General features: G+C 73.4%; 31 protein-coding genes and 1 pseudogene. 19 read left to right on the top strand and 13 right to left on the bottom strand.

Annotated elements, in window-relative coordinates:
• Window positions 1-2: 2 nt before the first annotated feature.
• Window positions 3-398 carry an STAS domain-containing protein gene (locus HUT10_RS04770; RefSeq protein WP_176170049.1) on the top strand — a complete coding sequence of 132 codons (396 nt, stop codon included), beginning with the start codon at window positions 3-5 and terminating at the stop codon, window positions 396-398.
• A gap of 135 nt (window positions 399-533) precedes the next feature.
• Here the strand turns inward: HUT10_RS04770 and HUT10_RS04765 are convergent, their stop codons facing one another.
• Both HUT10_RS04765 and HUT10_RS04760 read right to left on the bottom strand, forming a co-directional pair.
• Window positions 534-1,937, bottom strand: coding sequence for a PP2C family protein-serine/threonine phosphatase (locus HUT10_RS04765; protein ID WP_176170048.1), 1,404 nt, complete (start codon window positions 1,935-1,937; stop codon window positions 534-536).
• A 4-nt stretch (window positions 1,938-1,941) separates the two neighbouring features.
• Window positions 1,942-2,679 carry a GAF and ANTAR domain-containing protein gene (locus HUT10_RS04760; protein ID WP_176170047.1) on the bottom strand — a complete coding sequence of 246 codons (738 nt, stop codon included), beginning with the start codon at window positions 2,677-2,679 and terminating at the stop codon, window positions 1,942-1,944.
• Between the two features lie 111 nt (window positions 2,680-2,790).
• On the opposite strand from HUT10_RS04760, the gene HUT10_RS04755 reads away from it, so the two are divergent.
• The 3 genes from HUT10_RS04755 (at window position 2,791) to HUT10_RS04745 (ending at window position 5,161) form a co-directional block, all read left to right on the top strand.
• Window positions 2,791-3,537 (top strand): GAF and ANTAR domain-containing protein, encoded by a 747-nt coding sequence (locus tag HUT10_RS04755; RefSeq protein ID WP_176170046.1) that lies wholly within the window; start codon window positions 2,791-2,793, stop codon window positions 3,535-3,537.
• A 9-nt stretch (window positions 3,538-3,546) separates the two neighbouring features.
• Window positions 3,547-4,467 (top strand): non-homologous end-joining DNA ligase, encoded by a 921-nt coding sequence (gene ligD / locus HUT10_RS04750; RefSeq protein ID WP_176170045.1) that lies wholly within the window; start codon window positions 3,547-3,549, stop codon window positions 4,465-4,467.
• Window positions 4,468-4,741: 274 nt separating this feature from the next.
• The gene (locus HUT10_RS04745; RefSeq protein WP_176170044.1) at window positions 4,742-5,161 is read left to right on the top strand and encodes a DUF6292 family protein; all 420 of its coding nucleotides are present in this window, start codon (window positions 4,742-4,744) and stop codon (window positions 5,159-5,161) included.
• Window positions 5,162-5,215: 54 nt separating this feature from the next.
• Here HUT10_RS04745 and HUT10_RS50475 read toward each other — a convergent pair whose 3' ends face one another.
• On the bottom strand, window positions 5,216-5,431 hold the full coding sequence (locus HUT10_RS50475; RefSeq protein WP_254896679.1) for a hypothetical protein: 216 nt from the start codon (window positions 5,429-5,431) through the stop codon (window positions 5,216-5,218).
• Window positions 5,428-6,378, bottom strand: a complete 951-nt coding sequence (locus HUT10_RS04735; RefSeq protein WP_254896678.1) for an alpha/beta hydrolase — start codon at window positions 6,376-6,378, stop codon at window positions 5,428-5,430. The genes HUT10_RS50475 and HUT10_RS04735 overlap by 4 nt, the downstream gene beginning before the upstream one ends.
• 68 nt (window positions 6,379-6,446) lie before the next feature.
• Here HUT10_RS04735 and HUT10_RS04730 point away from each other — a divergent pair, with 68 nt between their 5' ends.
• On the top strand, window positions 6,447-7,007 hold the full coding sequence (locus tag HUT10_RS04730; RefSeq protein ID WP_176170043.1) for a TetR/AcrR family transcriptional regulator: 561 nt from the start codon (window positions 6,447-6,449) through the stop codon (window positions 7,005-7,007).
• Window positions 7,008-7,103: 96 nt separating this feature from the next.
• Window positions 7,104-7,445 (top strand): DoxX family protein, encoded by a 342-nt coding sequence (locus tag HUT10_RS04725; protein ID WP_176170042.1) that lies wholly within the window; start codon window positions 7,104-7,106, stop codon window positions 7,443-7,445.
• Here HUT10_RS04725 and HUT10_RS04720 read toward each other — a convergent pair.
• On the bottom strand, window positions 7,403-8,269 hold the full coding sequence (locus HUT10_RS04720; RefSeq protein WP_176170041.1) for an alpha/beta fold hydrolase: 867 nt from the start codon (window positions 8,267-8,269) through the stop codon (window positions 7,403-7,405). The two genes, HUT10_RS04725 and HUT10_RS04720, sit on opposite strands and share 43 nt — an antisense overlap.
• Before the next feature lie 36 nt (window positions 8,270-8,305).
• Between HUT10_RS04720 and HUT10_RS04715 the strand changes: the two genes are divergently transcribed.
• The gene (locus tag HUT10_RS04715; RefSeq protein ID WP_176170040.1) at window positions 8,306-8,662 is read left to right on the top strand and encodes a hypothetical protein; all 357 of its coding nucleotides are present in this window, start codon (window positions 8,306-8,308) and stop codon (window positions 8,660-8,662) included.
• A gap of 7 nt (window positions 8,663-8,669) precedes the next feature.
• Here HUT10_RS04715 and HUT10_RS04710 read toward each other — a convergent pair whose 3' ends face one another.
• Entirely contained in the window at window positions 8,670-9,692 is a 1,023-nt protein-coding gene (locus HUT10_RS04710; protein ID WP_176170039.1) for an alpha/beta hydrolase family protein, read from the bottom strand.
• A gap of 115 nt (window positions 9,693-9,807) precedes the next feature.
• Here HUT10_RS04710 and HUT10_RS04705 point away from each other — a divergent pair, with 115 nt between their 5' ends.
• The 3 genes from HUT10_RS04705 to HUT10_RS04695 are packed head-to-tail and all read left to right on the top strand — an operon-like array spanning window position 9,808 to window position 11,479.
• On the top strand, window positions 9,808-10,485 hold the full coding sequence (locus tag HUT10_RS04705; RefSeq protein ID WP_254896677.1) for a hypothetical protein: 678 nt from the start codon (window positions 9,808-9,810) through the stop codon (window positions 10,483-10,485).
• A complete protein-coding gene (locus HUT10_RS04700) occupies window positions 10,485-11,036 on the top strand; it encodes a DUF6529 family protein (protein ID WP_176170038.1) in 552 nt (183 codons plus the stop codon). The genes HUT10_RS04705 and HUT10_RS04700 overlap by 1 nt, the downstream gene beginning before the upstream one ends.
• Window positions 11,037-11,053: 17 nt before the next feature.
• A complete protein-coding gene (locus tag HUT10_RS04695; protein WP_176170037.1) occupies window positions 11,054-11,479 on the top strand; it encodes a Rieske (2Fe-2S) protein in 426 nt (141 codons plus the stop codon).
• On the opposite strand, the gene HUT10_RS04690 is transcribed toward HUT10_RS04695, so the two are convergent.
• Window positions 11,470-12,981 carry a hypothetical protein gene (locus HUT10_RS04690; protein WP_176170036.1) on the bottom strand — a complete coding sequence of 504 codons (1,512 nt, stop codon included), beginning with the start codon at window positions 12,979-12,981 and terminating at the stop codon, window positions 11,470-11,472. The genes HUT10_RS04695 and HUT10_RS04690 overlap by 10 nt on opposite strands.
• A 133-nt stretch (window positions 12,982-13,114) precedes the next feature.
• Between HUT10_RS04690 and HUT10_RS04685 the strand changes: the two genes are divergently transcribed.
• From HUT10_RS04685 to HUT10_RS04675, 3 genes are read left to right on the top strand one after another with little or no spacing between them, the layout of a single operon-like run.
• A complete protein-coding gene (locus tag HUT10_RS04685; protein ID WP_176170035.1) occupies window positions 13,115-14,032 on the top strand; it encodes a DUF3800 domain-containing protein in 918 nt (305 codons plus the stop codon).
• A gap of 13 nt (window positions 14,033-14,045) precedes the next feature.
• Window positions 14,046-14,948, top strand: a complete 903-nt coding sequence (locus tag HUT10_RS04680; protein WP_176170034.1) for a MarR family winged helix-turn-helix transcriptional regulator — start codon at window positions 14,046-14,048, stop codon at window positions 14,946-14,948.
• Window positions 14,948-15,841 carry an NAD-dependent protein deacetylase gene (locus HUT10_RS04675; RefSeq protein WP_176170033.1) on the top strand — a complete coding sequence of 298 codons (894 nt, stop codon included), beginning with the start codon at window positions 14,948-14,950 and terminating at the stop codon, window positions 15,839-15,841. The genes HUT10_RS04680 and HUT10_RS04675 overlap by 1 nt, the downstream gene beginning before the upstream one ends.
• Here HUT10_RS04675 and HUT10_RS04670 read toward each other — a convergent pair.
• The 3 genes from HUT10_RS04670 to HUT10_RS04660 all read right to left on the bottom strand — a co-directional run bounded on the left by HUT10_RS04670 (window position 15,723) and on the right by HUT10_RS04660 (window position 17,970).
• On the bottom strand, window positions 15,723-16,379 hold the full coding sequence (locus HUT10_RS04670) for a TIGR03086 family metal-binding protein (RefSeq protein WP_176170032.1): 657 nt from the start codon (window positions 16,377-16,379) through the stop codon (window positions 15,723-15,725). The two genes, HUT10_RS04675 and HUT10_RS04670, sit on opposite strands and share 119 nt — an antisense overlap.
• Before the next feature lie 161 nt (window positions 16,380-16,540).
• The gene (locus HUT10_RS04665) at window positions 16,541-16,996 is read right to left on the bottom strand and encodes a group II truncated hemoglobin (RefSeq protein ID WP_176170031.1); all 456 of its coding nucleotides are present in this window, start codon (window positions 16,994-16,996) and stop codon (window positions 16,541-16,543) included.
• Window positions 16,997-17,028: 32 nt separating this feature from the next.
• Window positions 17,029-17,970: an NAD(P)/FAD-dependent oxidoreductase gene (locus tag HUT10_RS04660; protein WP_176170030.1), complete on the bottom strand. Its 942-nt coding sequence runs from the start codon at window positions 17,968-17,970 to the stop codon at window positions 17,029-17,031.
• Between the two features lie 77 nt (window positions 17,971-18,047).
• On the opposite strand from HUT10_RS04660, the gene HUT10_RS04655 reads away from it, so the two are divergent.
• On the top strand, window positions 18,048-18,635 hold the full coding sequence (locus HUT10_RS04655; protein ID WP_176170029.1) for a helix-turn-helix domain-containing protein: 588 nt from the start codon (window positions 18,048-18,050) through the stop codon (window positions 18,633-18,635).
• On the opposite strand, the gene HUT10_RS04650 is transcribed toward HUT10_RS04655, so the two are convergent.
• Window positions 18,632-19,120, bottom strand: coding sequence for a GNAT family N-acetyltransferase (locus HUT10_RS04650; protein WP_176170028.1), 489 nt, complete (start codon window positions 19,118-19,120; stop codon window positions 18,632-18,634). The genes HUT10_RS04655 and HUT10_RS04650 overlap by 4 nt on opposite strands.
• A gap of 18 nt (window positions 19,121-19,138) precedes the next feature.
• Between HUT10_RS04650 and HUT10_RS04645 the strand changes: the two genes are divergently transcribed.
• From HUT10_RS04645 to HUT10_RS04635, 3 genes are all read left to right on the top strand, one after another.
• The gene (locus tag HUT10_RS04645; protein WP_176170027.1) at window positions 19,139-19,708 is read left to right on the top strand and encodes a helix-turn-helix domain-containing protein; all 570 of its coding nucleotides are present in this window, start codon (window positions 19,139-19,141) and stop codon (window positions 19,706-19,708) included.
• Window positions 19,709-19,927: 219 nt separating this feature from the next.
• Window positions 19,928-21,112 carry an elongation factor Tu gene (gene tuf, locus HUT10_RS04640; RefSeq protein WP_176170026.1) on the top strand — a complete coding sequence of 395 codons (1,185 nt, stop codon included), beginning with the start codon at window positions 19,928-19,930 and terminating at the stop codon, window positions 21,110-21,112.
• A 209-nt stretch (window positions 21,113-21,321) separates the two neighbouring features.
• Window positions 21,322-22,815 (top strand): glycoside hydrolase family 28 protein, encoded by a 1,494-nt coding sequence (locus tag HUT10_RS04635; RefSeq protein WP_176177671.1) that lies wholly within the window; start codon window positions 21,322-21,324, stop codon window positions 22,813-22,815.
• 43 nt (window positions 22,816-22,858) lie between these two features.
• Here HUT10_RS04635 and HUT10_RS04630 read toward each other — a convergent pair whose 3' ends face one another.
• Window positions 22,859-23,074, bottom strand: coding sequence for a hypothetical protein (locus tag HUT10_RS04630; protein WP_176170025.1), 216 nt, complete (start codon window positions 23,072-23,074; stop codon window positions 22,859-22,861).
• Between the two features lie 142 nt (window positions 23,075-23,216).
• Window positions 23,217-23,600, bottom strand: coding sequence for an OsmC family protein (locus HUT10_RS04625; RefSeq protein WP_176170024.1), 384 nt, complete (start codon window positions 23,598-23,600; stop codon window positions 23,217-23,219).
• 87 nt (window positions 23,601-23,687) lie between these two features.
• Between HUT10_RS04625 and HUT10_RS04620 the strand changes: the two are divergent.
• Window positions 23,688-24,574: pseudogene (locus tag HUT10_RS04620) on the top strand (acetaldehyde dehydrogenase (acetylating)).
• Window positions 24,571-25,596 (top strand): 4-hydroxy-2-oxovalerate aldolase, encoded by a 1,026-nt coding sequence (dmpG, locus tag HUT10_RS04615; RefSeq protein WP_176170023.1) that lies wholly within the window; start codon window positions 24,571-24,573, stop codon window positions 25,594-25,596. Before HUT10_RS04620 ends, dmpG begins: the two are co-directional and overlap by 4 nt.
• Window positions 25,597-25,602: the final 6 nt, after the last annotated feature.

Genomic DNA, 25,602 nt, shown 5'->3' with positions numbered 1-25,602 from the left:
CCGTGTCCCCTGTCTTTCCGGTCCCCACCCGGTCCGCGCCGCTGGTCGCGCGCCGGACGGAGTACCGCCCCGGCTTCCTGGTGCTCACCCTCGCCGGCGAAATCGACGCGCTGACCCTGCCGATCCTCGAACGCGAGCTGGGTGCGGCGCCACCGGGGACGACCGTGGTGGACCTCAGCCAGGTGGCCTTCGTCGGCCTGGCCGGAGCCAGGGCACTGGCCAGGGCGGCGGAGCGGGCCGGTGCGGCCGGCCGGAAGTTCGGCGTGGTGGCCAGCGGCCGCACCCTGGCGCGGCTGTTCCGGATCACCGGCCTCGCGGCCGTGGTGCCGATGTTCGCGTCGCTGTCCGACGCCCTGCGCGAGCTGCTGGCGGCCGAGGTACAAGACGCGGTCTGCTGACGGGTATTGCCCTCGGCGCGGGATCGGCACGCCCGCGTCCTGCTGGAAGCCGCCGCCGCCGGGGGACGAGCACTTCCCGGGAGCGTTGCGCGGGCGGCCGAAGTGCACGACCCGGCGTGCTGAGCGGCCCTGCCCTCAGCGCGGCACCCAGCGCGCGATCAGCACGCCCGCGTCCTGCCGGAACTCGCCGCCGCCGTGGGTGAGCACGGCCCGGGTGAGCCGGCGGGCGATCTCCGGCGACAGCTCACCCGCGTCGCGGCCGAGCTGCTCGGCGATCCGAGCCCGGCCGAACGGCGATCCGGCGCCGTCCGCGGTCTCGGCAACCCCCGGGGAGCACAGCGCGAGCAGGTCGCCCGGTTCGAGCCGGACCTCCGTGACCGGCGGCGGCCCGCCGTCCGGGGTGAACCGCGGGAGCGCGCCTCCGATGGCCGGGAGCACCTCGCAGCCGCGGAAGACCAGCGGCTGCCCGGCGCCGACCAGGCGCAGGAGGCCCGTGGCCAGGTCCAGTTCGGCGAGCACGCCGCCGACGGCCGGGGTGTCCGGCCGTCCGGCGAGCTCGGCGGCGACCGCGGTGAACTGCCCGGCCAGGGAAGCGCCGTCGTGGCGGGCGGCCCGGTAGGCGGCGAGGGCCGTCACGACGGCGGTGGTCGCGCCGCGGCCGCGCACACCGGCGTCGAACATCGCCAGCTGCGCCCGGTGCTCGGAGAGGGCGTAGTCGAACGCGGTGCTGCAGAGCTCGTACGCCGGCTGGACGCTCACGCCCACGACCACGCTTTCGGTGGCCGCCGTCATCGGGGGCAGGTTCTGCCACAGCAGCTCGGCCGGGGAGCCGCGGTGCCGCTGCCGTCGACGGCAGTCGAGGCCGTCGCCGTACTGGGTCGTGATGGTGACCAGGTGCCCGAGCAGCGTGGCCAGCCAGCGGCACTGCTCCCGCAGCGCCGGGTCGTCCGGGTCGGCGTCGCCCGCCGGGACGATTTCCAGCACGCCCAGCCGTTCGACGCCGTCGAGCAGCACTGTCCACAGTGTCCCGTCGCGGGTCAGCGTGGTTCCGGCGCGGCGGAACACGTCCCCGGCGACCGTGCTGTCGATGTCGAGTTCCGCGGCGCCCGGCCGCAGCGGCACGAGCGTGCACTGGTCGTAGTCGGCGAGGTAGACGCCGATCGTCAGGTCGAGCGCGCGGCCCGCCTCGGCGACGACGGCCGGGAGCCGCTCGGGTGGCGCGCGGTGGGCGCCTTCGAGGAGGTCGACGAGGGCTTTCAGCGGGCCGTGCAGGGGTTTCGCGTCGGCGGTGGAGTGGCTGTAGGGCGCGCGGGCGGGGCCGGACACCTCGTCGAGCCGCTCGTTGACGGCGTGGGCGAGCATGTCCCGGTCGACGCGGGGGAGCGGGACCAGCCCGTTGAGGTAGGCGTCCAGGTCGAGCAGGCTCATGCTGCCGCCGAGCGCGAAGTACCGCATCCACAGCTCTTCCAGCGTCAGGTCGCTCCGGGCGAAGGTGGCGGCGATCAGCCGCCGCTGTTCTTCCTCGGGCAGGAAACGCACGTGCTCATCCCTCCCGTGCCGGTGTGCCGACGAGCCGGGCCGCGGCTTCGGCGGGGCTCGTGCCGTCGGCGCGGGCGAACGAGAGCAGGCGGTCGAACGCGGCGTCTTCGCCGAGCCCGTCCCGGCCCATGAGGAAGCCCTTCGCCAGCGCGATCAGGTCCCGGTCGCGGAGGGTCTCCTTGAACCGCTCGCTGAACCGGCCGGCTCGTTCGTGGGCCCGGGCGCTGGCGACCAGCGCCGCGGCGCGATCGGCGAAGGACAGCACCGCCCGCTCGTCGACGGGGCCGAAGGCGCCCGGCGTCGTCGCGTAGAGCTTGATGGCGCCGTGGCAGCCGTCGCCGGTGATCATCGGGGCGGAGAGGACCGAGCGCAGCCCGAAGCCGGCGACTGCGGCACACCACCGGGACCAGCGCCGTTCGGTGGCGACGTCGTCGATCCGCTCCGGCGCGCACCCGGCCAGCGCGGCCAGGCACGGGCCCTCGCCGAGCTCGTACTGCAGGGCGTCGGCCTCGCGCACCAGCGGGTCCGACGCGCTGGTCGTGACGAAGCCGCCGTCGGCGTCGACCAGGGTGACCCCCACGCCCGCCGCCGCGGTGATCGTGGTGTCCGCGAGCGAAACGATCAGTTCCAGCACCGAATCCACGGTTTCGCGGGACATCAGCAGCCCGGACATCCGGGCGGCGACCACGGCCAGCTCACCGTCCAGCGGCAGCTCGCCCGGTGAGGACAGTTCCGGCGACATGGCCGGTGAGTACCAATCCGGGACGCCGGTAAACGCGTCGCGGCGTTGCGGACATGGATCGGCGGCGAAACGGGTACCCGGGCTCCCTCGTGCCCACCGGGAGGAGCAGACATGGACCGGCCGGACCCGATCGCCCCGGTGTCACCGCTGTTCGACGACGTCACCGCGGCACTGGCGGCGCTCACCGAGGTGCTGGGGGAGGAGGACGACTTCCGGATCCTGCTGCGGCACGTGTGCCTGCAGGTGCGCCACGCCATCCCCGGCGTCGACGAGGCGTCGGTCACCCTGGTGACCGGGGAAACGCCGCACACGGCGACGGCCACGAGCGACTCCGTGGCCGAGCTCGACGGCGAGCAGTACCGGATCGGCCGCGGCCCGTGCCTGGACGCGATGCGCGGCGGCAAGGTCGTCCGCACCTCGGTGTCGGACGCCCTCGAGCGCTGGCCCGACTTCGCCGCCGGAGCCCGGAAAGCGGGCTTCGGCAGCTTCCTCGCCGCGCCGCTGGTGGCCGACGAGCGGTTCTCCGGCGCGATCAACTGCTACGGACGGCAGGACGACGGCTTCGCCGAAGTCGAAGCGCAGCTGCTGGAGCTCTACACGACCGCGGTGGAGGCGATCCTGCGCGTGTACCACCGCTACCTGCAAGCCCGCGAGACCGCCGAGAACCTCCGGACGGCGCTGGGCTCCCGCGCGGTCATCGACCAGGCCAAGGGCATGCTGATGGCGATCCGCCAGGTCGACGCCGACGACGCCTTCGCGCTCCTGGTGGACCAGTCGCAGCGGGAGAACGTCAAGCTGCGCGAGGTGGCGGAGCGGTTCGTCGCGCGGGTGGTCTCCGGGATGGTCCCGCCGCGGTAGGGTTGGCCCGTGGCGGGGAGCCGGATCACGGTGCAGGTCGGCGGGCGGCAGCTGACGCTGTCCAACCTGGAGAAGGTGCTCTACCCGCGCAACGGCTTCACCAAGGGTGAGGTGCTCGACTACTACACGCGGATCGCGCCGGTGCTGCTGCCGCACGTGCGGGACCGGGCGATGACGTTCGTGCGCTTCCCCGAAGGCGTCACCGGCACCTCGTTCTTCGAGAAGGACGTCTCCCGGCACGCCCCGGACTGGGTCCGCACCGCGCGGCTGACCGTCGGCGGCCGCGGCAAGGAGCCCGAGATCGTCGCGTACCCGCTGATCAACGACCTGCCCGAGCTGGTGTGGGCGGCCAACCTGGCCGCGCTGGAGCTGCACGTCCACCAGTGGACCGTCGAGGGCGGCGACGAGCGCAGCACGCCGGACCGGCTGGTCTTCGACCTCGACCCGGGCCCGGGCGCGACGGTCGTCGACTGCTGCCGGGTCGCCGAGCGCCTCTACGACGTCCTCGTCGGCGACGGGTTCACCCCGGTGGCGAAGACCAGCGGCTCCAAGGGCATGCAGCTCTACGCGGGGATCGTGACGACCGATGGCGGCGAGCCGTCGCGGTACGCGAAGGCGCTGGCCGAGCGGCTCGCCGCCGAGACGCCCGACCTCGTCGTGGCGCGGATGACGAAGACGCTGCGCCCGGGCAAGGTCCTCATCGACTGGAGCCAGAACAACCCGTTCAAGACCACCGTGGCGCCGTACTCGCTGCGCGGGCGCGACGAGCCGACCGTCTCGGCCCCGGTCACCTGGGACGAGGTCCGCGCCTGCCGGCACGTCACGCACCTGCGGTTCACCGCGGGCGAAGTCCTGGAGCGCGTCGAAGACCTCGGAGATCTGTTCGCCGATCTGGAACGCACCCGGGTGCCGATTCCTGCGTTCGGCTGAACTTTCCGCGACCACTATTCCGCTCAGTGTGCCGTGAGGTTTTTACGGAATTGCGGAAAACGTCTTCACCTGCGGATTTGATCGTCCACAGTGGAAGCGTGCACGTGCAGACGGGCGTGTTGCTGCACGGATCGCGAACGCGGATGTCCGGCGGTGGGCCGAAGTCCGCGAAGTCGGTACGGTTTACGCACGAAGCGCGACAGCCGTCGCGGTGGCGAAAGACAATGATCTGGCGGGCGTTGCCGGTCTTGTCGAACGTGGCGAAAGGAAACGGGTGTCCGGCCTGATCGACACCGATCTCGAATTCTGGTTCCAGCGCGGGCTGCGCGCGTATCTGGGCGAGGTGGCCCGTGCGCTCGGCTTCGGCCTGGAATCCTGCACCGTGGACGTCGACGTCCCGGTGTCGGCGTACGTGGCGGTGGACTGGCGGCTGCGCCGGTTCCCCGAGCGCGACGTCGCGCTGCTCTGGGACGAGGTGCACGGCTGGGCGGTCGCGGTCGAGGCGGCGTGCGGCGAGGAGATGATCGTGCTGTCCTACCTGGGCGGCGCGGACATCCTCCCACCGCCGGGCGAAGTGGTGCGCTTCCTGACGGCGCTGCGGGCGGGCGCCCGGGAGCAGGCGGGCCCGGGCTCGCCGGTGCTCCGCCGGGCCGGCCGTCACCAGGAGCTCCTGCCACTGCTACGAGCCCGCTGAGTGTCCATAGTGGACGCCGGTCGTGGGTGTCGCCGCCCACGACCGGCGTTCTGGTCAGCCTGGCTCGGTGAAGGTCGGCAGGCTGGCTTCGGAGACGGTCAGGATGAACACGCCCCGCGCCGGGTCGGGAATCTCCAGCCAGGCGCGGTCCAGCGCCGAGGTGAACGCCGAGCCCGGACGCCGCGATTCCTCGGCGCGGTTGCGCAGCGTCCACGGGCAGGTGGCCGCCACGCCGTCGAGGGTCGTGCCGTCGATCGGTTCCTCCGTCATGCCGGGTCCGCGGCGAACGCAGTACGGAGGAAGCCGGTGATCTCCGCCGCCGCGGGCTCGGCCTGGGGGACCAGCCCCGGCAGGCTGAGGAACGCGTGCCCGGCCCCGGCGTACTCGGACAGCCGGACCGGCGTGCCCGCCGCGGCCAGGCGTTCGGCGTAGCGGCGGCCGTGGTCGGCCAGCGGGTCGTGCGTCGGGACCACCACCAGCGCCGGGGCCAAGCCGCTCACCGACGAAGCGTGCAACGGGGACAACGCGCGGGCGTCGGTGCCGGGCGGGACGGCGAGCCGCTGGAACAGGCGCAGCACCGGCACGGTCAGCGTGGGCGTCTCGGCGTGTTCGGTGACCGAGGGGTGGCCGAACATCGCGTCGGTCGCGTCGGTCGCGGGGTTGACGAGCACCTGCGCGCGCAAGGGCAGCCCGGCCTCCCGGGCCCGGATCGCGGCCAGTGCGCTGATCAGCCCGCCGCAGCTTTCGCCGAACACGGCCACGCGGGCCGGGTCGATGCCCCACGTCCCGGCGTCGCGCACCAGGTGCCGGAGCGTGTCCCAGCCGTCGTCGACGGCGTCGGAGAGCGGGTGGTCCGGCGCGACGAGCCGGTGCTCGACCGAGACGACGACCGCGGGCAGCAGTGCGGCGAGCCGGCTGGTCACCCAGTCGCTCTGCACCGCCGTGCCGACGAACCCGCCGCCGTGCACGTGGACCACCAGCGGGAGGGCACCTTCGGGCGCGGCCGGCCGGTGGACCCGGACCGGCAGGTCGCGGCCGGGCAGGGCCAGGTCCCGCCACTCGATCACGACGTCCGGGTGCGGTTCCCCGGTGATCGCCCGCGCGGCGGCGGACGCGCGGAAGCGGTTCTCGGCTTCGCGGTAGGCGAGCAGTTCCTCGGTGGTCATCGCGAGCCAGTCCGGCTCCGGCGGACGCTGCACGATCGGTTCGGCGGTCACGGTCACTCCCTAGTTTCGACACCTCAGGTATCGAAACCTACGGTAGCGAAAAACGGTAGGCTCCCGCCATGGCTTCGTCCCCCTCCGCCCGGCCGCCGGGCCGGCCCCGCGCCGGCCTGCACGACGTGGTGTTCGCCGCGACGCTGAACACGGTCGCCGAACTCGGCTACGCCAAGGCCACCGTCGAACGCATCGCGGCGGCGGCCGGGGTCGCGAAGACGACGATCTACCGGCGCTGGCCGTCCAAGGGCGAGCTGATCGTGGACTGCCTGCTGGACGCGTTCGGCCCGGCGCCGCTGGCCGTCGGCAGCCGGGCGGAGCTGCTGGCCGGGGTCGTCCGCTGGGCGGCGGCGAAGATCGGCGAGCCGGGGGTCGGCGACGCGTTCGCCGGCGTGTTCAGCGACGCCGTCAGCGATCCGGCGCTGCGCGTGGTGCTGTCCTCGCGGTTGCAGGACCCGTACCGGCTGGCCCTGCAGGACGCGCTCGGCGAACCGGAGCAGCGGGTGCTGTTCTTCGTCGACGTCGTGGTCGGCGCGCTGCTGCACCGGATGGGCATGACCGGCGAGCCGATGGTCGAGACCGACGTCGCCGCGCTGGCCGAGATGGTCGTGGCGCACTTCGGGAAGTGACCGCCGTCACGCGCCGGGCTGTCACACCGGCCGGGACAGCGGAGTCGAGGGGGTGACGGACCCCGAGCCCCGGGGCCGCGAACCCGAGGAGTCCCGATGCACACCGCGCACCTGATCGTCACCATCGCCGCCGCCGCATGGGTCGGCTTCTCGGCCGTCTCGATGTTCGCCCGCGCGAAGTGGGTCGTCGAGCCGATCACCGAGTACGGCGTACCGCAGTCGTGGTGGAACCTGCTCGGCACGGCCAAGGCGGCCGGCGCGGCGGGCCTGCTCGCCGGGCTCTACTGGCCGCCGATCGGCATCGCGGCGGCGATCGGCCTGGTGCTGTACTTCGGCGGCGCGCTCATCACGGTGGCCCGCGCGCGGTCGTACGCGCACCTGGTGTTCCCGCTGCTCTACCTGGCGCCGGTGGTCGTTTCGGTGGCCCTGCTGCCTTGATCGGCGAGCCAGGTGAGCGCGGTGGCGGCGTGCTGCAGCACGGACAGGTGGCCGGCACCGGGCACGGGCCGGTACTCGGCGTGCGGGCACCGCCCGGCGAGCCACGCGCTGTGCGTGGCGGGGATCATCCGGTCCAGCTCGCCGTGCAGGAGGAGGACGGGCGCGGTGATCGACGCCGGATCGCCGCCCCACGGCCGGACGTAGGCGAGGTCGTCGTCGATCAGCCCGCCGGGCCCGCCGGCGAGGGCCGCGCGGACGACCTCGCCCAGCCACGACCACGACCCCTGCAGTACGGCCATGTCCTCGTCGGTGAAGACGTCGGGATCGAACTCGGCGGCGGCTTCGTGCTTTTCCTTGGCGTCCCGGCCCTCGCAGGCGGCCCGCAGCGAAGCCGCGCTCGCGGCGGCCATGCCCCCGAACCAGTCGAGCCCCTCGGCGTCGAACGGCGCAACGGCGGCCAAGCTCGCGACGGCTTCGACCCGCTCCGGCAGCAGGGCGGCGCACGCGAGGGCGTGTGAGCTGCCGCCGGAGTGCCCCATGAGGGCGAAGGTGGTGATCCCGAGCGCGTCGGCGACGGCTTCGACGCACTCGGCGGCGTTCCCGACCGTGCGCTCCGGAACCGGCGTCGAGCTGCCGTAGCCGGGCCGGTCGTAGGACACGAACCGCACGCCGAGCTCCGCGGCGAGCGGCAGCAACGGCCCGGGCGGGGCACCGGTGTTGGGGGTGCCGTGGTGCCAGAACACGGTCAGCCGCGCGGGGCCACCGGTGTCGTGGACGTGGAGGGTGCGCCCGCCGGGCAGCGCCAGTTCGGTCTCGGTGACCATGGGCCCGAGCCTAGCGAAGGCTGTAACGAAACCCGCGTGACGGCCGTCGAGGACGACGACACCCTCGCGACGGGAGCAGCCATGACCACCGGCAACTACGTGATCTTGGGCGACGACCGCCACCCGGTCACCATCTGGTACGACGAAGGCACCGAGTCGATCAGCCTGACCTGCAGCGATCCTCGGCTGACCGACGAAAACGGGGAGAAGCCGGGGTTCCGCGTGCGCTTCAACGCCAATCCCGCTTCGGCCGACTACCACCCGGCGAACTTCAACCGCCTCGGGCGGTACCTGCGGCAGCAGGGCAAGACCGCCCCGGCCGAGGCGCCGGTGCACCCGCGGCACCTGGCCCAGCGCGACCGGGTCGCCGCCGAGCTGGCCGAGGGCAGCTGAGGCGGCGTCAGCGGGCCAGCCGTTCCGCCAGCCAGGCCAGCGAAAGCGGGTACCGGTAGTCGATCCCGCCGTGGCCGGCGTCGAACAGCTCGAAGTGGACGCGCTCGTCCGGGAGGCCCGCCGTGGCCAGCTCGGCGCGGAACGCCTCCGCGCCGATGTCCAGGAAGTACTCGTCGCTCGTTCCCGCGTCGATCCACACCGCGCGCAGGGAACGGACCGCCTCCTCGTGGCGGGCCACCATCCGGACCGGGTCCCAGTCCAGCCAGCGCTGCCACTGCTCCCGCCGCAGCGCACCGGTCAGCGGGTCGAACGGCAGCTCCGGCGTCCCGTCCTCGCGCGCCGAGAAGCACGCCGAAACACCGAGCACCGTCAGCAGGGTCGCGTCCTCCGGCCTGGTGAACGCCGGACGGCTGCGGAAGTCCGCCCACCACGCCTGGATGTCCTGGCCGTACTCGCGCAGCGCGCGGACCGCCCGGCCGAAGTCCGGCACGTAACACAGCTCGTACCGCGTGTCGCCCGCGTGGGTCGCCAGTGCACCGAACAGGTCCGGGCGCAGCATCGGCGTGATCATCGCGCCGAACCCGCCCGACGACTTGCCCGCGATCGCGCGGGACGCGCGGTCGGGGAGCGTGCGGTAGTGCTCGTCGACCCACGGGACGATCTCGTCGCACAGGTACGAGTGGTACCGGCCGGTGCCCGGCGAATCGACGAACTGCGAGCCGCCGTAAGCGGTCCACGCGTCGACGTACACGACGATGCAGCCCGGTGCGCCGTCGGCGAAGACCGCGTCGGCGGTCTCCACGAACGGCTGCCGGAACGGCGTCCGGTTGGCCCACATCGTCAGGTGCCCGGTGTAGCCCTGGATGACGTAGACCGCCGGGTAGCGCTCGTCGCCGTCGTCGTACCCGGGCGGGACGTACACCCACAGCGGGCGTTCGTGCGGGTCGCCGAGCGGATTGCCGCGCAGCAGCGCGGAAGTCACGGTGTGCCGGTCGAGCCGTCCGGCGAGTTCGCCGTCCCAGGGCAGCATGCGGCCAGTCAACCACGAACCACCCGGTTGCACGGGCTAAGCATTACCTCTTTTCCGCGCGTAGCGTTGAGCCGTTCCGGCCCGAGGTCCGTGTTGCTGAGAATCGGGGAAGACCGTGGAACGTCCGGGGCCGTTGTTCACGCTGCTCGCCGGGGTGCTGCTCGCCGGCGGGATCGCCGTCGCCGACCTGGCCACCGGGACCGGTGTGCCCTCGGTCGCCGCCGGCGCCGCGACCACCGCGCCGCCCACGACGTCTCCGCCCGCCACGACACCGCCCGCCACGACACCGGAGCCAGCGAGACCTGCCGCGCCCCCCCGCGCGGACTACGCCGGGCGGGTGACCGGCGGTGGTGTGTCGATCGCGGTGTCCACGCGCGACGGCCACGCCATCGCCTACGTCTGCGACGGCAAGAAGCTCGAAGCGTGGCTCCAGGGCGTGACCGTCGACGGCAAACTGGACCTGAAGGGCGCTCCGGACGCGACCCTGACGGGCCGCTTCGACCCCGCGTCGGCCACCGGGACCGTGACCGCGGCCGGCAAGACCTACCGGTTCACCGTGCCGGTCGTGAAGAAACCCGCGGGCCTCTACCGGGCGACGCCGAAGGTGAAGGGCCGGGCGGCTAAGGCCGGCTGGATCGTGCAGCCCGACGGCAGCCAGGTCGGCCTCCTCACCACCGACGCGGGCTCGACCGCCGCCCCGGCGCTCGACCCGGTGGCCGCCACCGCGGTCGTCGACGGCACTCCGGTGACCGCCGAGCCGATCAGCGGCCTGACCGGGACCGGTGACTTCTGATGGCCGCCCCGGCGACGGGCCGCCGCGCCGCGGGGGCGCTCGTGGTGCCGCTGGTGGCCGGCGCCGCCGTCTCGGTCGCGCTCGGCGTCTACGGCGGCCTGCACACGCCGACCGAGGTCGCGGTGAACCTGGCGGGCTTCTCGAGCACGCAGTCGGTGAAGGCGTGGCTCGCCACGGTCGTCGTGCTGCTCGCCCTCGTCCAGCTCGGCTCGGCACTGGCCTTGTACGGCAAGCTCGGCGGCGCCGCCCCCGCGTGGGTCGCCCCGGTGCACCGGTGGTCGGGACGGCTGGCCTTCCTCGTGTCGATCCCGGTCGCGATGCACTGCCTCTACGCACTCGGGTTCCAGGCGTTCGACCTGCGCGTCCTGCTGCACTCCCTGCTCGGGTGTTTCTTCTACGGCGTGTTCGTGGCGAAGATGCTGCTGCTGCGCAAGGACGGCGCGCCCGGCTGGTCGCTCCCGGTGCTCGGCGGCCTGGTCTTCACGGCGCTGGTCGGGCTCTGGCTGAGCGCGTCGTTGTGGTTCTTCACGCAGTCCGGCCTGACCTTCTAGCCTGCGGAGGACGAAAAGTGCGGAACGACGACGTGGACCCGGTGCTGGCGCGCCGCACCGCCCTCGCGGTCTTCGGGGCCGGCCTGGTGGCCGGCTGCAGCACCTACGGCGGCAGCACGAACGGCACGTCGGCCGCCCCGGCACCCGCGGGCACCGAACTCGGCGCGGCCGCCGACGTGCCGGTCGGCGGCGGCAAGGTGTTCGCGGACCGGAAAGTGGTGGTGACGCAACCGGCCGCCGGCACCTTCGCGGCCTTCTCGGCGATCTGCACCCACCAGGGCTGCACGGTCGACGCCGTCGCCGACGGCACCGTCCACTGCCCGTGCCACGGCAGCCGGTTCCGGATCGCCGACGGCTCGGTCGCGACCGGCCCGGCGGCCGAGCCGCTGGAGAAGAAGGCCATCACGGTCGCGGGCGGCCGGATCACGCTGGCTCAGCCGTAGGCCTTCGTGATGGTACGGGCCTCGATCGTCCACATCGGACCGGAGGTGTCCGGCTCGCCGTGCAGCACGGTCCGCCCGTCCGAACAGGCGTACTGGATTTCCGGTGCCGCGACGGCGGCGCACTGCACGCCGTCCGCCAGCACGAGCAGGAAGGGCGCGGCCGTCCCGCCGGTCTGCGGTGGCGACGGCAGCGGGCCCGAGTGGGTCAGCACGACGGCCTTGGCCGCCGGCGCCGGGCACCAGACCTGCGGCTGCGGTCCCGGCCCGGCGAAACACGGGTCGTAGGTGGTGCCGCCGGCCGTGCAGCGGTAGGCGTCGTGGCGCCCGGACACCGCGGACACCGTCGCGCAGGTGCCGTTCACCCGGGCCGTCACGGTGCCGGTCCGCGGGCGGTACTCGACGGTCTGCGTGAACCGCGGTGCGCGGCTGGTGGTCACCGGGACCTCGAACGCGGGGGCGGGGCCGGTGACGCCGCTCGTCACCGGGCCGATCCCGGCGGCGAGGAGCGCGCGGACGACTGCGCCGCCGTCCGGGTGGCAGGGTTCGAGCGCCGTCCACACGTCGGCGGCGACCTGTGCCAGCGGCTTGTCCGGGGTGTACCGCGCGGCGCCGGCGTCCGCCGCGCAGGTCAGCACGCCGGGTGCCGGCCCGGTGTCACCGGCCAGGCCGAACAGCACGGCCGCGCGGTGGGCCGCCGCGGCGAGCGCCGTCCCGAGGGCCGGCCCCGGATCGGCCTGGCCGCGGATGGTGGACGGCAGCAGGCCGAACGGGACGTCGTAGGTGACGCCGCCGCCGGGCCAGAGCAGGTCGCGCTGCCGCGGCCCGCCGAGCAGCTGCCCGGCCGCCGCGGTCCGGGCGCCGGGTTCCGGCCAGCCCGGCGCCGGGAGGAGCCGGTAGGGCACCCGCGCGTTCGAGGTCAGCGTGACGCTCGCGCGGCCGTTCCCGGCCGTCACGCACACCCACACCGGCGCCTGCGGATCCGGCTTGCCGGCGTCGACGGTCACCCCGCCGGCACTCGAGGTGCGCCCGGCGCAGTCCGGCCGCGGGCCCGGCTCGGGAGCGCGGCCCAGTGCGGCGAGGTCGAGGAGCCCGCCCCAGACCCCGCCCGGGCGGGCGACCTGCGCGACGAGGCTCCGGGTGGCGCCGTCGTAGGCGGCGGGCAGGAGCCGGAGCCCGTTGTCCGTGACGACGACGGGAGCGAACCCCGCCGGCGGCGCGGCGGGCACCGGGATCCGCACCCGTGGCGGCGGGCCGCCGTCGAAGCCCACGTCGGCGCCGCCGCCGATCCGGCGGGTCAGCGGCGGGGTGACGGCCGGCTCCGGTGCCGGCCGCACCGAGACGCGGGTGCCGGCCGGGGCGACGACGTCGATCCCGGCGACGCCGGGAGCCGCGGCCGGCGGCACGGAGAAGTGGTGCCGCACCAGGACTCCGGAGGCACCCAGCAGGAGCGCGACCACGGCTGCCGTCAGCGCGAGCCGGGCCGGTCGGTCGTTCGTGGTCATCGGCACCTCCGCGGAACACCTGCTCTTCGCGAGTCACCGGACCCGCCGCGCTCGTTAACCGCCGTGGCCCAACCGTGACTCCGGGCCGGTAAACGGATCGCCCGGCACCGGTTCCTCTGGCACGATCGGGCGGGTGCGCCCGGTCGAGATCGCCTGCGACGAGTCGGGTTCGGAGGGCGAGAACCTGCTCGGCGGCGAGACCGACGTCTTCGCCCACGCCGGCGTCCGGATGTCCTGGCCGGAGGCGACCGCGTGCGTGGCGGAGATCCGCGCCCGCATCGGCTCGCCCGCCGAGGAGTACAAGGCCAACCACCTGCTGCGCGCCAAGCACCGCGCGGTGCTCGAGTGGCTGCTCGCCGCGGACGGCCCGCTCGCCGGCCGCGGGCACGTGCACCTGACCGACAAGACGTTCTTCGCGGTGCGCGCCGCGGTCTCGCTGCTGGCCGGGACGGACACCGGCGCGCTCGCCCGCACCCTCCACCGCGCGGGGCCGGCCGCCTTCGGCGCCGCCCGCTGGCAGTTCTTCCTGACCGCCTTCACCAGCGTGGTGCGGCTGAAGCCCCGCCGCGGCGTGACGACGTCGCCGCCGGAGTTCTTCGCCTTGGTCGACGAGCTGGCCGGCGTGCCGGGCGAAGCGGGCGAAATCGTCGCCCGGTTCCGCGGCGGCGCCGAGCGCGTCGCCGCCTACCGCGCGCGGCTGGCGGGTGATCCGGGGCTGGTGCCGGTCCTCGACCCGCTGGTGCCCGCGGTGAGCCACACGGTCCGCCACTGGAGCGCCGGCGGCACCCCGGTCGCCCTGGTGCACGACGAGCAGCTGGCCCTGACGGCCGAGCGGGTGCTGCAGCTCAAGGCCACCCTCGGCCCCCGGCTGGCGGACGTGCGGTTCGTCGACTCCCGCACCGACGCCCGGGTGCAGATCGCCGACTTCCTGGCCGGGGTGGCCCGCCGCATCGCCTCCGACGAGCTGAACGGCCGCGGCGATCCCGGGCTGACCACGCTGCTGAGGGCGTTCGTGGACGCCGAATCGGTGTGGCCGGAGCCGATTCTCTGACTATAGTCAGAGAATGCACCCGGAACTGGTCGACGGTGTTCGGCGGTTCAACCGGACGGTGACGCAGCGGATCGGCGCACTGGACGACGCCTTCCTGTCCCGCACGCGTCCGCTGGGCCAGGCCCGGGTGCTGTGGGAGATCGGCGAGACCGGGCGGGACGTCCGTGACCTGCGGCAACGGCTCGACCTGGACTCCGGCTACCTCAGCCGCCTGCTGCGAAGCCTGGAGCGCGACGGGCTGGTGCGCGTCGGGCCCAGCCCGGACGACGCACGCGTCCGGACCGCGTCGCTCACCGAGGCGGGGCTGGCCGAACGCACCACACTCGACCGGCTCTCCGACGACGCGGCCGCGACCCTGCTGGCTCCGCTGTCCGGCGGCCAGCGCACCCGGCTCGTCGCCGCGATGGCGGAGGTGGAACGACTGCTGACGGCGTCGGCGGTCGAGGTCGCCCCCTGCCCGCCGGGTCACCCCGACGCCCGGTTCTGCCTGCGTGCCTACTTCGCCGAGCTGGCCGAGCGGTTCGAGGACGGCTTCGACCCGGCACTCAGCACCTCCGCGGCCGACGCCGAGATGACGCCACCGGCCGGGGTGCTGCTGGTCGCCACCCTGCACGGCGAACCCGTCGGGTGCGGTGCCCTGAAGCTGCCCGGCCCGGCGGTCGCCGAGGTCAAGCGGATGTGGGTCGCGCCGTCCGCGCGCGGCCTCGGGCTGGGGCGGCGGCTGCTGAGCGAGCTGGAGGCCTCCGCGTCCGACGCCGGCGTCCGCACGCTGCGGCTGGAGACGAACCGCGCGCTCGCCGAAGCGATCGGGCTGTACCGCGCCGCCGGGTTCCGGGAAGTCGCGCCGTTCAACGACGAGCACTACGCCGATCACTGGTTCGAGAAGATCCTTCCCGGCCCACGTACCCTGGCCTAGTGCGGACCCGCCCGACCCTTTCCTGGACGTCGCCGGACGCGCCGCTGCCGCGGACGTCCAGCCTCGACGAGCTGACGGACGTCGTCGCGCGCGGGCGGGTGGTCGTGCTCAGCGGGGCCGGGCTGTCCACCGAATCCGGGATCCCCGACTACCGCGGCGAGACCGGCAGCCTGCGCCGGCACACGCCGATGACCTACGACGAGTTCGTCGGCAGCGCCGAGGGGCGGCAGCGGTACTGGGCGCGCAGCCACCTCGGCTGGCGCACGATCGCCCGCGCCGATCCCAACGACGGCCACCGCGCGGTGACCACCCTGCGCGAGCGCGGGTACGTCGGGGGCGTCATCACGCAGAACGTCGACGGCCTGCACCAGGCGGCAGGCACCGCCGACGCGGTCGAGCTGCACGGCAGCCTGGACCGCGTGATCTGCCTGGACTGCCGCCGCACCAGCCCGCGCGCGGAGCTCGACCGCCGGCTGCGCGCGGCCAACCCCGGCTTCACCGGCGCGGCCACCCGGATCAACCCGGACGGCGACGTCGAGCTGCCCGCCGACGTCGTCCGCGGGTTCCGGCCGGTCCCGTGCGAGGCGTGCGAAGGCGTCCTCAAGCCGGACGTGGTGTTCTTCGGCGAGAACGTGCCGCGGCCGCGGGTCGAGCAGTGCTACCGGCTCGTCGACGACGCCGCGGCGCTGCTGGTCCTCGGCTCGTCCCTGACGGTGATGTCCGGGCTCCGGTTCGTCCGCCACGCGGCCAAGGCGGACAAGCCGGTGGTGATCGTCAACCGCGGCGAGACCCGCGGGGATCGCTACGCGGCGGTGCGAGTCGACCGGCCGCTCGGGCCGGCGCTGACCGAACTGGTCGCCCGACTGGGTGCGGAGCGCGGCCGAACCGCGTGAGCAGCCGGTCCTGCCGGGACGCCCCGGGCGCGGCGGGCGGGGGTTCGGCGAAGACCCGCGGGCCCACGGCGAGCCCCGCGAAGATGCGGTCGTGGTGCTCGTCGATCCACGCGACCAGGCCGGGGTCGAGGGTCTCGTCCGCGCCGAGCGCGCGGGCGAGGTCCCAGGTGTGGATGGTGCTGTCCGTGGTGCGCACGGCCAGCGCCCGCCGGCCGGTGAGCTCGCCGAGCGGGTAGTCGACGACGCGGTCCAGTGCGCCCTCCTCGGCGAAGGCGGCCGCGCAGGCCCGGACCGAGCTGGTGAACGCGGCGAGGGGATCGTCTCCGAGGGCGTCTTCGTCTCGGCGGGCCAAGAACTCTTCCCCGGATGCGCCGCGCAGCAGGGCGACGTAGTTGAGGTTGCCGCGGGCCATGTGGTTGACCAGCGCACGCACGTCCCACTCGGAGCACGGCGTCGGGGCGTGCCAGCCGTCCGGTGGCACCGCGCGCAAGTGGTGTTCGAAACCCCGGGAAGCGAGGAGGAACCGGTCGAGGAGCATGGTGGCCAGTCTGGCCCGGCGCGTGACCGGGCACTCGCGGATATCGGACGCGGTGGACGAGCCGGTCCGGGCGGGTGGGGGGAACCCGGCCCCGGACCGGCTCTGGCGACGGACCTCCACAGCCGGTCGTCGCCTGCAAGACGCGGGGGCCGCCCCGGTCGTTACACCGCCTGCAACCCGTCCCACGACCAGCGGGGCACCGGCAGGCCGGCGGGCACCCCGGCGGGTGGGCCCGGATAGGTGAGGACCTCGGCCACCGCCCACTCCATGTAGGACTTCAGCGCGGCGCGGAACTCCGGGTCGGCCGGCAGGCCGGCGTCGTCCGCGGCCTGCGTGAAGCAGCGCACGAACCGGCGGCCGAGGTCGGTCATGTCACCGTTGCCCGCGTGCATCCGCAGCATCGCCGAGTGGTCACTGCACTCGGCCGAGAACCGCGGCGGCCCGCCCATGACCTCGGCCCAGTACCAGGCGAGCCGCTCGACGTGCTGCGGGTGCTGGTCCTGCTTCGAGAACGGGTGGTTCAGCTCCGGGTCGGCCAGGCAGCGCGCATGGTGGGCGGCGGCCAGCGCGCGGAACGCGGGGTCGCCGCCGGCGAATTCGTACAGCGTCGGACGCATCCGCCGAGCCTGGCACGCCGGGGCGCCGCAGGCTAGCGCGCTCCGGCGGCCGCGCGTTCCGCCGCGGGGGAGAAGCCGCCGAGCGCGCCGACCGCCCGTGCGACGTCCTCGGTGACGAGGTCGTGGTTGAGCGCCCCGGCGGCGGCCGCGCCCTGGGCGGCGGCGATGATCACCGTCGCCCGCGCGTCGACGACGTTCCCCGCGGCCCACACCCCGGGCACCCCGGTCTTCCCGGACGCGTCGACGTCGCCCTCGACGTGGCCGAGGTCGCGCAGCAGCTGGTCGTGCGGGACGGTCCGGGTGCGGAGGAACAGCGCCGTGCGCGGCACGAACCGAGCCCCGAGCTCGACGCCGGTGAGGTGGCCGCCTTCGCGCCGGACGGCCGTCACCATGCCCTCGGCGACGCGGATGCCCCGCGCGTCCAGCCGCTCGCGGTCCTCTTCGGACAGTGCCTCGGTGTGCGGGAAGTAGACGACGTCCGGCGACCACTGGCGGACCAGCAGCGCGTGCTCGACGCTCGCGGGCTCGGTGCCGAGGACGCCGAGTGGCTGGTCGCGGACCTCGTAGCCGTGGCAGTAGGGGCAGGTCACCGCGTCGGTGCCCCAGCTTTCCCGCAGGCCGGGCAGGTCCGGCAGGTCGTCGTGGACGCCGGTGGCGACCAGCACGCGCCGGGCGGTCAGCGCCCGCCCGCTCGCCAGCCGGGCGGTGAAGCCGTGGTCGAGCCGGGTGACGCGGTCTTCGAGGAGTGCCACGCCGTAGCCGCGGAGCTCTTCACGGCCGATGCCCAGCAGTTCCGACGGCGGCAGGCCGTCACGGGAGAGGAAGCCGTGCATGTGCGACGCCGGCGCGTTGCGCGGGGCACCGGCGTCGACGACCGCGACGCGCCGCCGCGCCCGGCCGAGCATCAGGGCGGCGCTGAGGCCCGCGGCGCCGCCACCCACCACCAGGACGTCGAAGCTGTTGTTTTCGGTCATGCCGCCACCATGACCCCGGCTTCGCGAATCCGACAACTTATGTTGCCGTTTCCGGGACAAGCGGGTTTCCTGGAGGCATGACGGACGCGATCACCCAGGCCCTCGCCGAGGTCGGCCCCCGGCTCAAGCGGGTCCGCACGCAGCGGCGGGTCACGCTGGCCGACCTGTCCGAGGCGACGGGCATCTCGAAGAGCACGCTGTCCCGCCTCGAATCCGGCCAGCGGAAGCCGAGCCTGGAGCTGCTGCTGCCGATCGCCCAGGCCCACCAGGTGCCGCTCGACGAGCTGGTGGGCGCGCCGGAGGTCGGCGACCCCCGGGTCCGGCTCACCGCCCGCCGCATCCCGCGCCACAACGGCGCGGCGATGACGGTGCTGCCGCTGACCCGCCAGCCGGGCGCGCCCCAGGCGTTCAAGATGATCCTGGAACCGGAGACGGGTGAACCGGATCCGCAGGTCCACGAGGGGTACGAGTGGCTCTACGTGCTCTCGGGCCGGCTGCGCCTGATCCTGGCCGACCGGGACCTGACGCTGGGCCCGGGTGAGGCGGCGGAGTTCGACACGCGCCTCCCGCACTGGTTCGGCGCGGTCGACGGCAGGCCCGCGGAGATCCTCAGCCTGTTCGGCAAGCAGGGGGAGCGGCTGCACCTGCGGGCGAAGTCGCGTTAGCCCAGCTCGCGCTGCATGAGCAGGGTGTCGAGCCAGCGGTCGTGCTTGAAGCCGACCCGGCGCAGCACGCCCGCGTCGGTGAACCCGGCCGCGGCGTGCAGCCGCCGTGACGCCGGGTTGCCGGAGTCGACGATGACCGCGATCGCCTGCCGGGCCCCGGCTTCCCCGCACCGCTTCAGCAGCGCGTCGAGCAACCGCCGGCCGTGACCCCGGCCGGCGGCCCGGTGCGCGAGGTAGATCGTCGTCTCCACGGAGAACCGGTACGCCGGCTTCGGCCGCCACGGCGTCGCCAGCGCGTAGCCGAGGATTTCGCCTTCTTCGGCGAGCACGAGGAACGGCCACGTGGTCTCGCGGATCTTGGTGCGCCACTGCTCCGGGGTCGGCGGTGTGGTCTCGAACGTGAAGACGGAGTCGGTGACGTACGGCGCGAACACGGCGGCGATGCCTTCGGCGTCGGCCTCGGTCGCTTCCGCTATAGTGGACATGGCCGCTATTATAGAGGAATGATCGATCCGGTGGCGCTCGGCCGCCACCTCCACGAGCTGCGCACCGGCCGCGGCCTCGCCCTGACGGCGCTGGCCCGGCAGGCCGACGTGAGCGTCAGCATGCTTTCGGCCATCGAGCGCGGCGAGAAGACGCCGACGGTCGTGGTGCTGTCCCGGATCGCCGACGGCCTCGGGCTGCCGGTCTCCCGGTTGCTGGCCGGCCTGGAGACCGACCGGGTGATCGTCCGCCGCGCGGCGGAGCAGGACCACATCGCCGAACCGGGCGGCTGGCACCGCACGGTGCTGACGCCGGTCGTCCCCGGCGTCAACTTCGAGTGGGTCCGCACGACCCTGCCACCCGGGTGTGACGCGGGTGCTTTTCCGGCGTACGCCCCGGGTTCCCACGAATTCGTCGCCGTCGAGTCGGGCGAGCTGTGCCTGGGTGTCGGCGAGGCGGAGTACGTGCTCGCGGCGGGGGATTCGGTCTACTTTCCCGCCGACGTCACGCATTCCTACGCGAACCGCGCGGGAAACCCTTGCGTGTACTCGGTTGCCGCGTTGATCATGCGGCCCCGGAAAACCGGGTGACACCGCGCCGCAGCACGTGACACCCTCCTGGGCATGTTCCCCGTGTCCGACAGCGCGACGCTCGCAGGCTTGTCCCTGCCGAGCGCCCTGTCGGCACGGCTGACCGGCGCTCGAAGCTGACCCTTCCCCGATTTCCCCCGCCCTGGGCGCGAAACCGCCGGGGGAGGGTCGATGCGCTCCGCCGGTTTCGCGCACATCCGTTCCAGCGCAGGGAAACCCATGACCAAGCAACAGTACGTGCGGACCAAGCCGCACCTGAACATCGGCACGATGGGGCACGTCGACCACGGCAAGACCACCCTCACCGCCGCCATCACCAAGGTGCTCGCCGAGCGGGGCGGCGCCGACTTCGTCGCCTTCGACCGCATCGACCGCGCGCCGGAGGAGGTCGAGCGCGGCATCACCATCAACATCGCGCACGTCGAGTACGAGACGCCGACCCGGCACTACGCCCACGTCGACATGCCCGGCCACGCCGACTACGTCAAGAACATGATCACCGGCGCGGCCCAGCTGGACGGCGCCGTGCTCGTGGTCTCGGCGCAGGACGGCGCGATGCCGCAGACCCGCGAGCACGTCGTCCTGGCGCGCCGGATCGGGGTCGGGCACCTCGTGGTCGCGCTCAACAAGGCCGACCTCGCCGACGACGAGGAGCTGCTCGACCTGGTCGAACTCGAGGTGCGCGAGCTGCTGACCCGCTACGGGTTCGACGGCGACGCCGTGCCCGTGGTCCGGGTCTCCGGGCTGCGCGCGCTGGATGGCGACCCGAAGTGGACGCAGCGGATCCTCGACCTGCTCGCCGCCGTCGACGAGCACGTGCCGATCCCACCGCGGCGGCTGGACCTGCCGTTCCTGATGCCGATCGAGAACGTCCTGACCATCACGGGCCGCGGCACCGTCGTGACCGGCGCGGTGGAGCAGGGCACCCTCGCGGTCGGCGACGCGGTCGAGGTGATCGGCCTCGGCCCGGCGGTGACCAGCGTGGCCACCGGGCTCGAGACGTTCGGCAAGCCGATGGACCGCGCCGAGGCGGGCGACAACGCCGCGGTGCTGCTGCGCGGGGTGAAGCGCGGCGAGGTCCGGCGCGGCCAGGTGGTCTGCCTGCCCGGCAGCGTCCGGCCGCACCGGCGGTTCCGCGCGGACGTCCACGTGCTCTCGGCCGCCGAGGGCGGCAGGCGGACGCCGTTCGCGGCGAACTACCGCCCGCAGTTCCACTTCCGCACCAGTGACGTCGTCGGCGTGGTCGCCCTCGCCGAGGGCGTCCCGCTCGTCCGGCCGGGCGACACCGCGGAGCTGACGGTGGAGCTGGGCCAGCCGGTCGCGATGAGCCCGGGCCTCGGGTTCGCCATGCGCGAAGGCCGGCTGACGGTCGCCGCCGGCACGGTCCGCGAAGTGCTGGACTGAAGATCGGGCTCGTCCCCGCTCGCGGGCGGGGACGAGCTTGACTCATCCGATCTTTTGCTCTTAGCTGAAGAAGCATTCCCGATCCGCCGTCGGAAGCACCGTTCTGGGCTTCTGCCGTGGCGAGAAAGGGAGCTGGAGTGGGAAGAGCGTTGAGCCGCCGCCGTGTCGTCGCTTGGGGAGCCGCCGGTGCGGCCGGGGCCGCCCTGCCATTGGTCGGATCTCCGGCGGCCGAAGCCGAGGATTTCGGGAGCTCGCCGGGCCGTTTCTTCGACGTCACGAAGTTCGGCGCGAAGGGCGACGGCCGCACGATCGACACCGCCGCGATCAACCGCGCGATCGACGCGGCCGCCACCCGCGGTGGCACGGTGTACTTCCCGGCCGGGACGTACGCGAGCTACTCGATCCACCTCAAGAGCAACATCGCGCTGTACCTCGGCGCCAACGCGACGATCCTGGCCGCCGCGCCGGCCGGCGGCCAGGGCTACGACCCCGCCGAACCGGGCGCGGGCAACCCGTACCAGGACTTCGGGCACAGCCACTGGCACAACAGCCTGATCTGGGGCGAGAACCTCGAGAACGTCACCATCGAAGGGCCCGGCAAGATCGACGGCAAGGGCCTGGTCGCCGGCGGCAGCGCGGAATCCGCGCCGCTCAACGGGAACAAGGCGATCGCGCTCAAGCTGTGCCGCAACGTCGCGATCCGCGACATCACCATCGTCAACGGCGGGCACTTCGGCATCCTGCCCACCGGCGTCGACAACTTCCGCATCGACGGCCTGGTGATCGACACCAACCGCGACGGCATCAACATCGACTGCTGCAAGAACGTGCGGATCGCCAACACCACGGTGAACTCGCCGAACGACGACGCCATCGTGCTCAAGAGCACGTACGCGCTGAACCAGGTGCGCGACACGGAAAACGTCACCATCGACAACTGCTTCGTCAGCGGCTACGACCTCGGCACGCTGGTCGCCGGCACGTTCAAGACCTCGTCGTCGTACGGGCGCACCGGCCGGGTCAAGTTCGGGACCGAGTCCAACGGCGGCTTCCGCAACATCGCGATCTCCAACGTGGTCTTCGAGCACTGCCGCGGCCTGGCGCTGGAGACGGTCGACGGCGGCCGGCTCGAGGACGTCACGATCAGCAACCTGACGATGCGCAACGTCCAGATGCCGCTGTTCCTGCGGCTCGGGGCCCGGCTGCGCGGGCCGTCCGGAATCCCGGCCGGGTTCCTGCGCCGGGTGAGCATCAGCGACGTCACCACGATCGACGCGGATCCGCGTTACCCGTCGTGCTTCGCCGGGATCCCAGGGCATCCGATCGAAGACGTCAAGCTGAGCAACATCCGCCACCACTTGGCCGGTGGCCTGACGCCGGGTGACGCGGTGCAGAACCCGCCGGAGCTGGAGACGGCGTACCCGGAACCGTCGATGTTCGGCACGCTCCCGGCCTACGGCTTCTTCGTGCGCCACGCGCGGGGAATCAGCTGGGACAACGTGGACGTGCGGTTCGGCAGGCCCGACACCCGCCCGGCGTTCGTCCTGCGGGACGTCGCCGACGCCGACGTGCACCACAGCCGTGCGGACCAGGTGGCGGGCACGCCGACGTTCGTCCTCGACGCGGTGGACGACTTCCGGGTGAGCGCAGGCCGTCCGGTGCCGGAGGCCCGGGTCGAGCACGCGGATCACCAGGAGCTGTGAGGGATTCCGGTCGGGTCCCGCCGCCGCAGCGGGACCCGGCCGGTCAGCGGCCGCGCAGTTTCGGGCGGACCAGGCCGACCACGGACATGCCGATCAGGGCCACCGCGGCCACCGCCGCGATCACCGTCAGGACGGGCGCCCGGCTGTCCGTGCCGGTCAGGCTGAGAATGCTCGACACGAGCAAAACCGCTCCCACGCCCAGGAAGATCCAGCACAGCGCAGCGGTTTCCGGGATGAAGTGCCAACGCCGTTCGGCCATCGAAACCTCCTCGATCGGGTGCTCTTGTCGCCAACTGCCCCGATCGCGAGTCGATCAAACCGGCGGGGAATCGGCCATGACTGGCACTTGGCGATCAAGGCGTCGCAAACCTGCCGGGGTTCGTCGCCGCGGCGGTGGTGGTTCAGGGTGCGCGCCGCACCGGCGGTCCAGCCCGCAGGGCCCGCGGGATCTCGGCGACGTCGTCGACCACTGCGAGCAGCCGCTCGAGCTCTTCGGCGGTGGCCGCCGAGTCCAGCTCGACCGAGTAGGTGATGCCGGTCGACGCCCACGTCGCCGTGTCGAACCCGCCGGTGGCCGTCACCCGCACGCCGGCCAGCTCGATGCCGAGCCGGTCGGCCTCGCGGTACAGGTCGTTGAGGACGCACCCGGCCGCGGCGAGGTGCAGCAGGTGGCCGCCGGTGAACTCGGTGTCGACGCTGACCCCGGCGGAGGTCCAGCGGTGGGGGAACCGGACGCCGGTGCCGCTCAGCAGCGACCCGGCCCCGGCCACGACGTCGAAGGCCATGGGCCCAGTTTCGACGTTCCGCTGGTCGGAACACAAGCCTGGGCCGGGTGACGGGCGTGGTGCGACGGTCGGGGCATGGCTCCCGTGATGGCGGCGATCGTCGGCCCGGCAACATCGGCACCGATTTGCTGGCGAAGCTACGACGCAGTGAAGTGATCGAAGTCGGCTATGTCGTCGGCGTGGTCGAGTCGGACGGCCTCGAGCGGGCCCGCGCGCAGGGCATCGCGGCCTCGGCCGAGGGCGTCGACTGGCTGCTGCGCCAGGACCCGTTGCCGCAGCTGGTCTTCGAAGCGACGTCGGCGAAGGCGCACGCCGCCAACGCCCCGCGCTACGAAGAGGCCGGCATCCAGGCGATCGACCTGACTCCGGCGCACCTCGGCCCGATGGTGTGCCCGCCGGTGAACCTCGGCGCACACCTCGAAGCCCCGAACGTCTCGATGATCACCTGCGGCGGCCAGGCCACGATCCCGATGGTGCACGCCGTTTCCCGGGTCACGACGGTGCCCTACGCCGAGATCGTCGCGTCGGTCGCCTCGCGGGGCGCGGGCCCGGGAACGCGGGCGAACATCGACGAGTTCACCCGCACGACGTCGCAGGCGGTGGCCGAGATCGGCGGCGCCGGGCGCGGCAAGGCGATCATCATCCTCAACCCGGTCGAGCCGCCGATGATCATGCGGGACACGGTGTTCTGCGCGATCCCGCTCGACGCCGACCGGGAGGCGATCACCGCGTCGATCCACGAGATGGTCGAGGAGGTCCGCAAGTACGTACCGGGCTACACGCTGCGGGCGGACCCGCAGTTCGACGACGCCCGCGAGGACTGGGACGGCAACGCGCGCGTCGGCATCTTCCTGGAGGTCCGCGGCAACGGCGACTACCTGCCCGAGTACGCCGGGAACCTCGACATCATGACCGCCGCGGCCGCCCGGGTGGGCGAGCTGATGGCGCACGCTAAGCAGGAGGTGCCCGCGTGACCCGGCCCGACTTGCGCCACGACGTCCGGATCGTCGACACGACGCTGCGCGACGGCAGCCACGCGATGGCCCACCGCTTCACCGAGCAGCAGGTCCGGGACACCGTCCGCGCGCTCGACCGCGCGGGCGTCGAGGTGATCGAGGTGACCCACGGCGACGGCCTCGGCGGCTCGTCGTTCACCTACGGCTTCTCCGCCGTCGACGAGCTGAAACTGATCGCGGCAGCGCGCGAAGAGGCGAAGCAGGCGAAGATCGCGGTGCTGCTCGTGCCGGGCATCGGCACGGCGGAGGACCTGCAGCGCGCGTTCGACGCGGGCGCGGAGATGGTCCGGGTCGCGACGCACTGCACCGAGGCCGACGTCTCGCCGCAGCACTTCGGGCTGGCGCGCGAACTCGGGATGGAAACGGCCGGGTTCCTGATGATGGCGCACCGGACGCCGCCGGAGGACCTGGCGAAGCAGGCCCGGATCATGGTGGACGCGGGCTGCCAGGCGGCGTACGTGACGGACTCGGCGGGCGCGCTGCTGATGCACGAGGCCCGCGCCCGGTTCGAAGCGCTGGTCGCCGAGGTCGGCGACACGGCGTGGGTCGGCTACCACGGGCACCAGAACCTCTCGCTGGGCGTGGCGAACTCGGTGCTGGCCTACGAAGCGGGCGTCCGGTACATCGACGGGTCGCTGTGCGCGCTCGGCGCGGGCGCGGGCAACTCGCCGACGGAGGTCCTGGCGGCGGTGTTCGACCGCCTGGACATCGACACGGGCCTCGACGTCGGCGGCCTGCTCGACGCGGCGGAGGAGGTGGTCCGCCCGTACCTGCACCGCTGGCCGAAGATGGACCGCAACGCGATCGTCCAGGGCTGGGCCGGGGTCTACTCGAGCTTCCTGCTGCACGCCGAGCGCGCGGCGGAGCGCTACGGCGTCCCGGCACAGGCGATCCTGCGCCGCTGCGGCGAACTCGCGCTGGTGGGCGGGCAGGAGGACATGATCATCGACGTGGCGGTGCAGCTGGCGGCGGAGAAGTAGCCGTGC

The sequence above is a fragment of the Amycolatopsis sp. Hca4 genome (assembly GCF_013364075.1).
In the GTDB taxonomy this organism is placed as follows: Bacteria; Actinomycetota; Actinomycetes; order Mycobacteriales; family Pseudonocardiaceae; genus Amycolatopsis.
The sequence above is the reverse complement of the archived record's forward strand: the minus strand, read 5'-3'. Positions and strand labels throughout refer to the sequence as shown.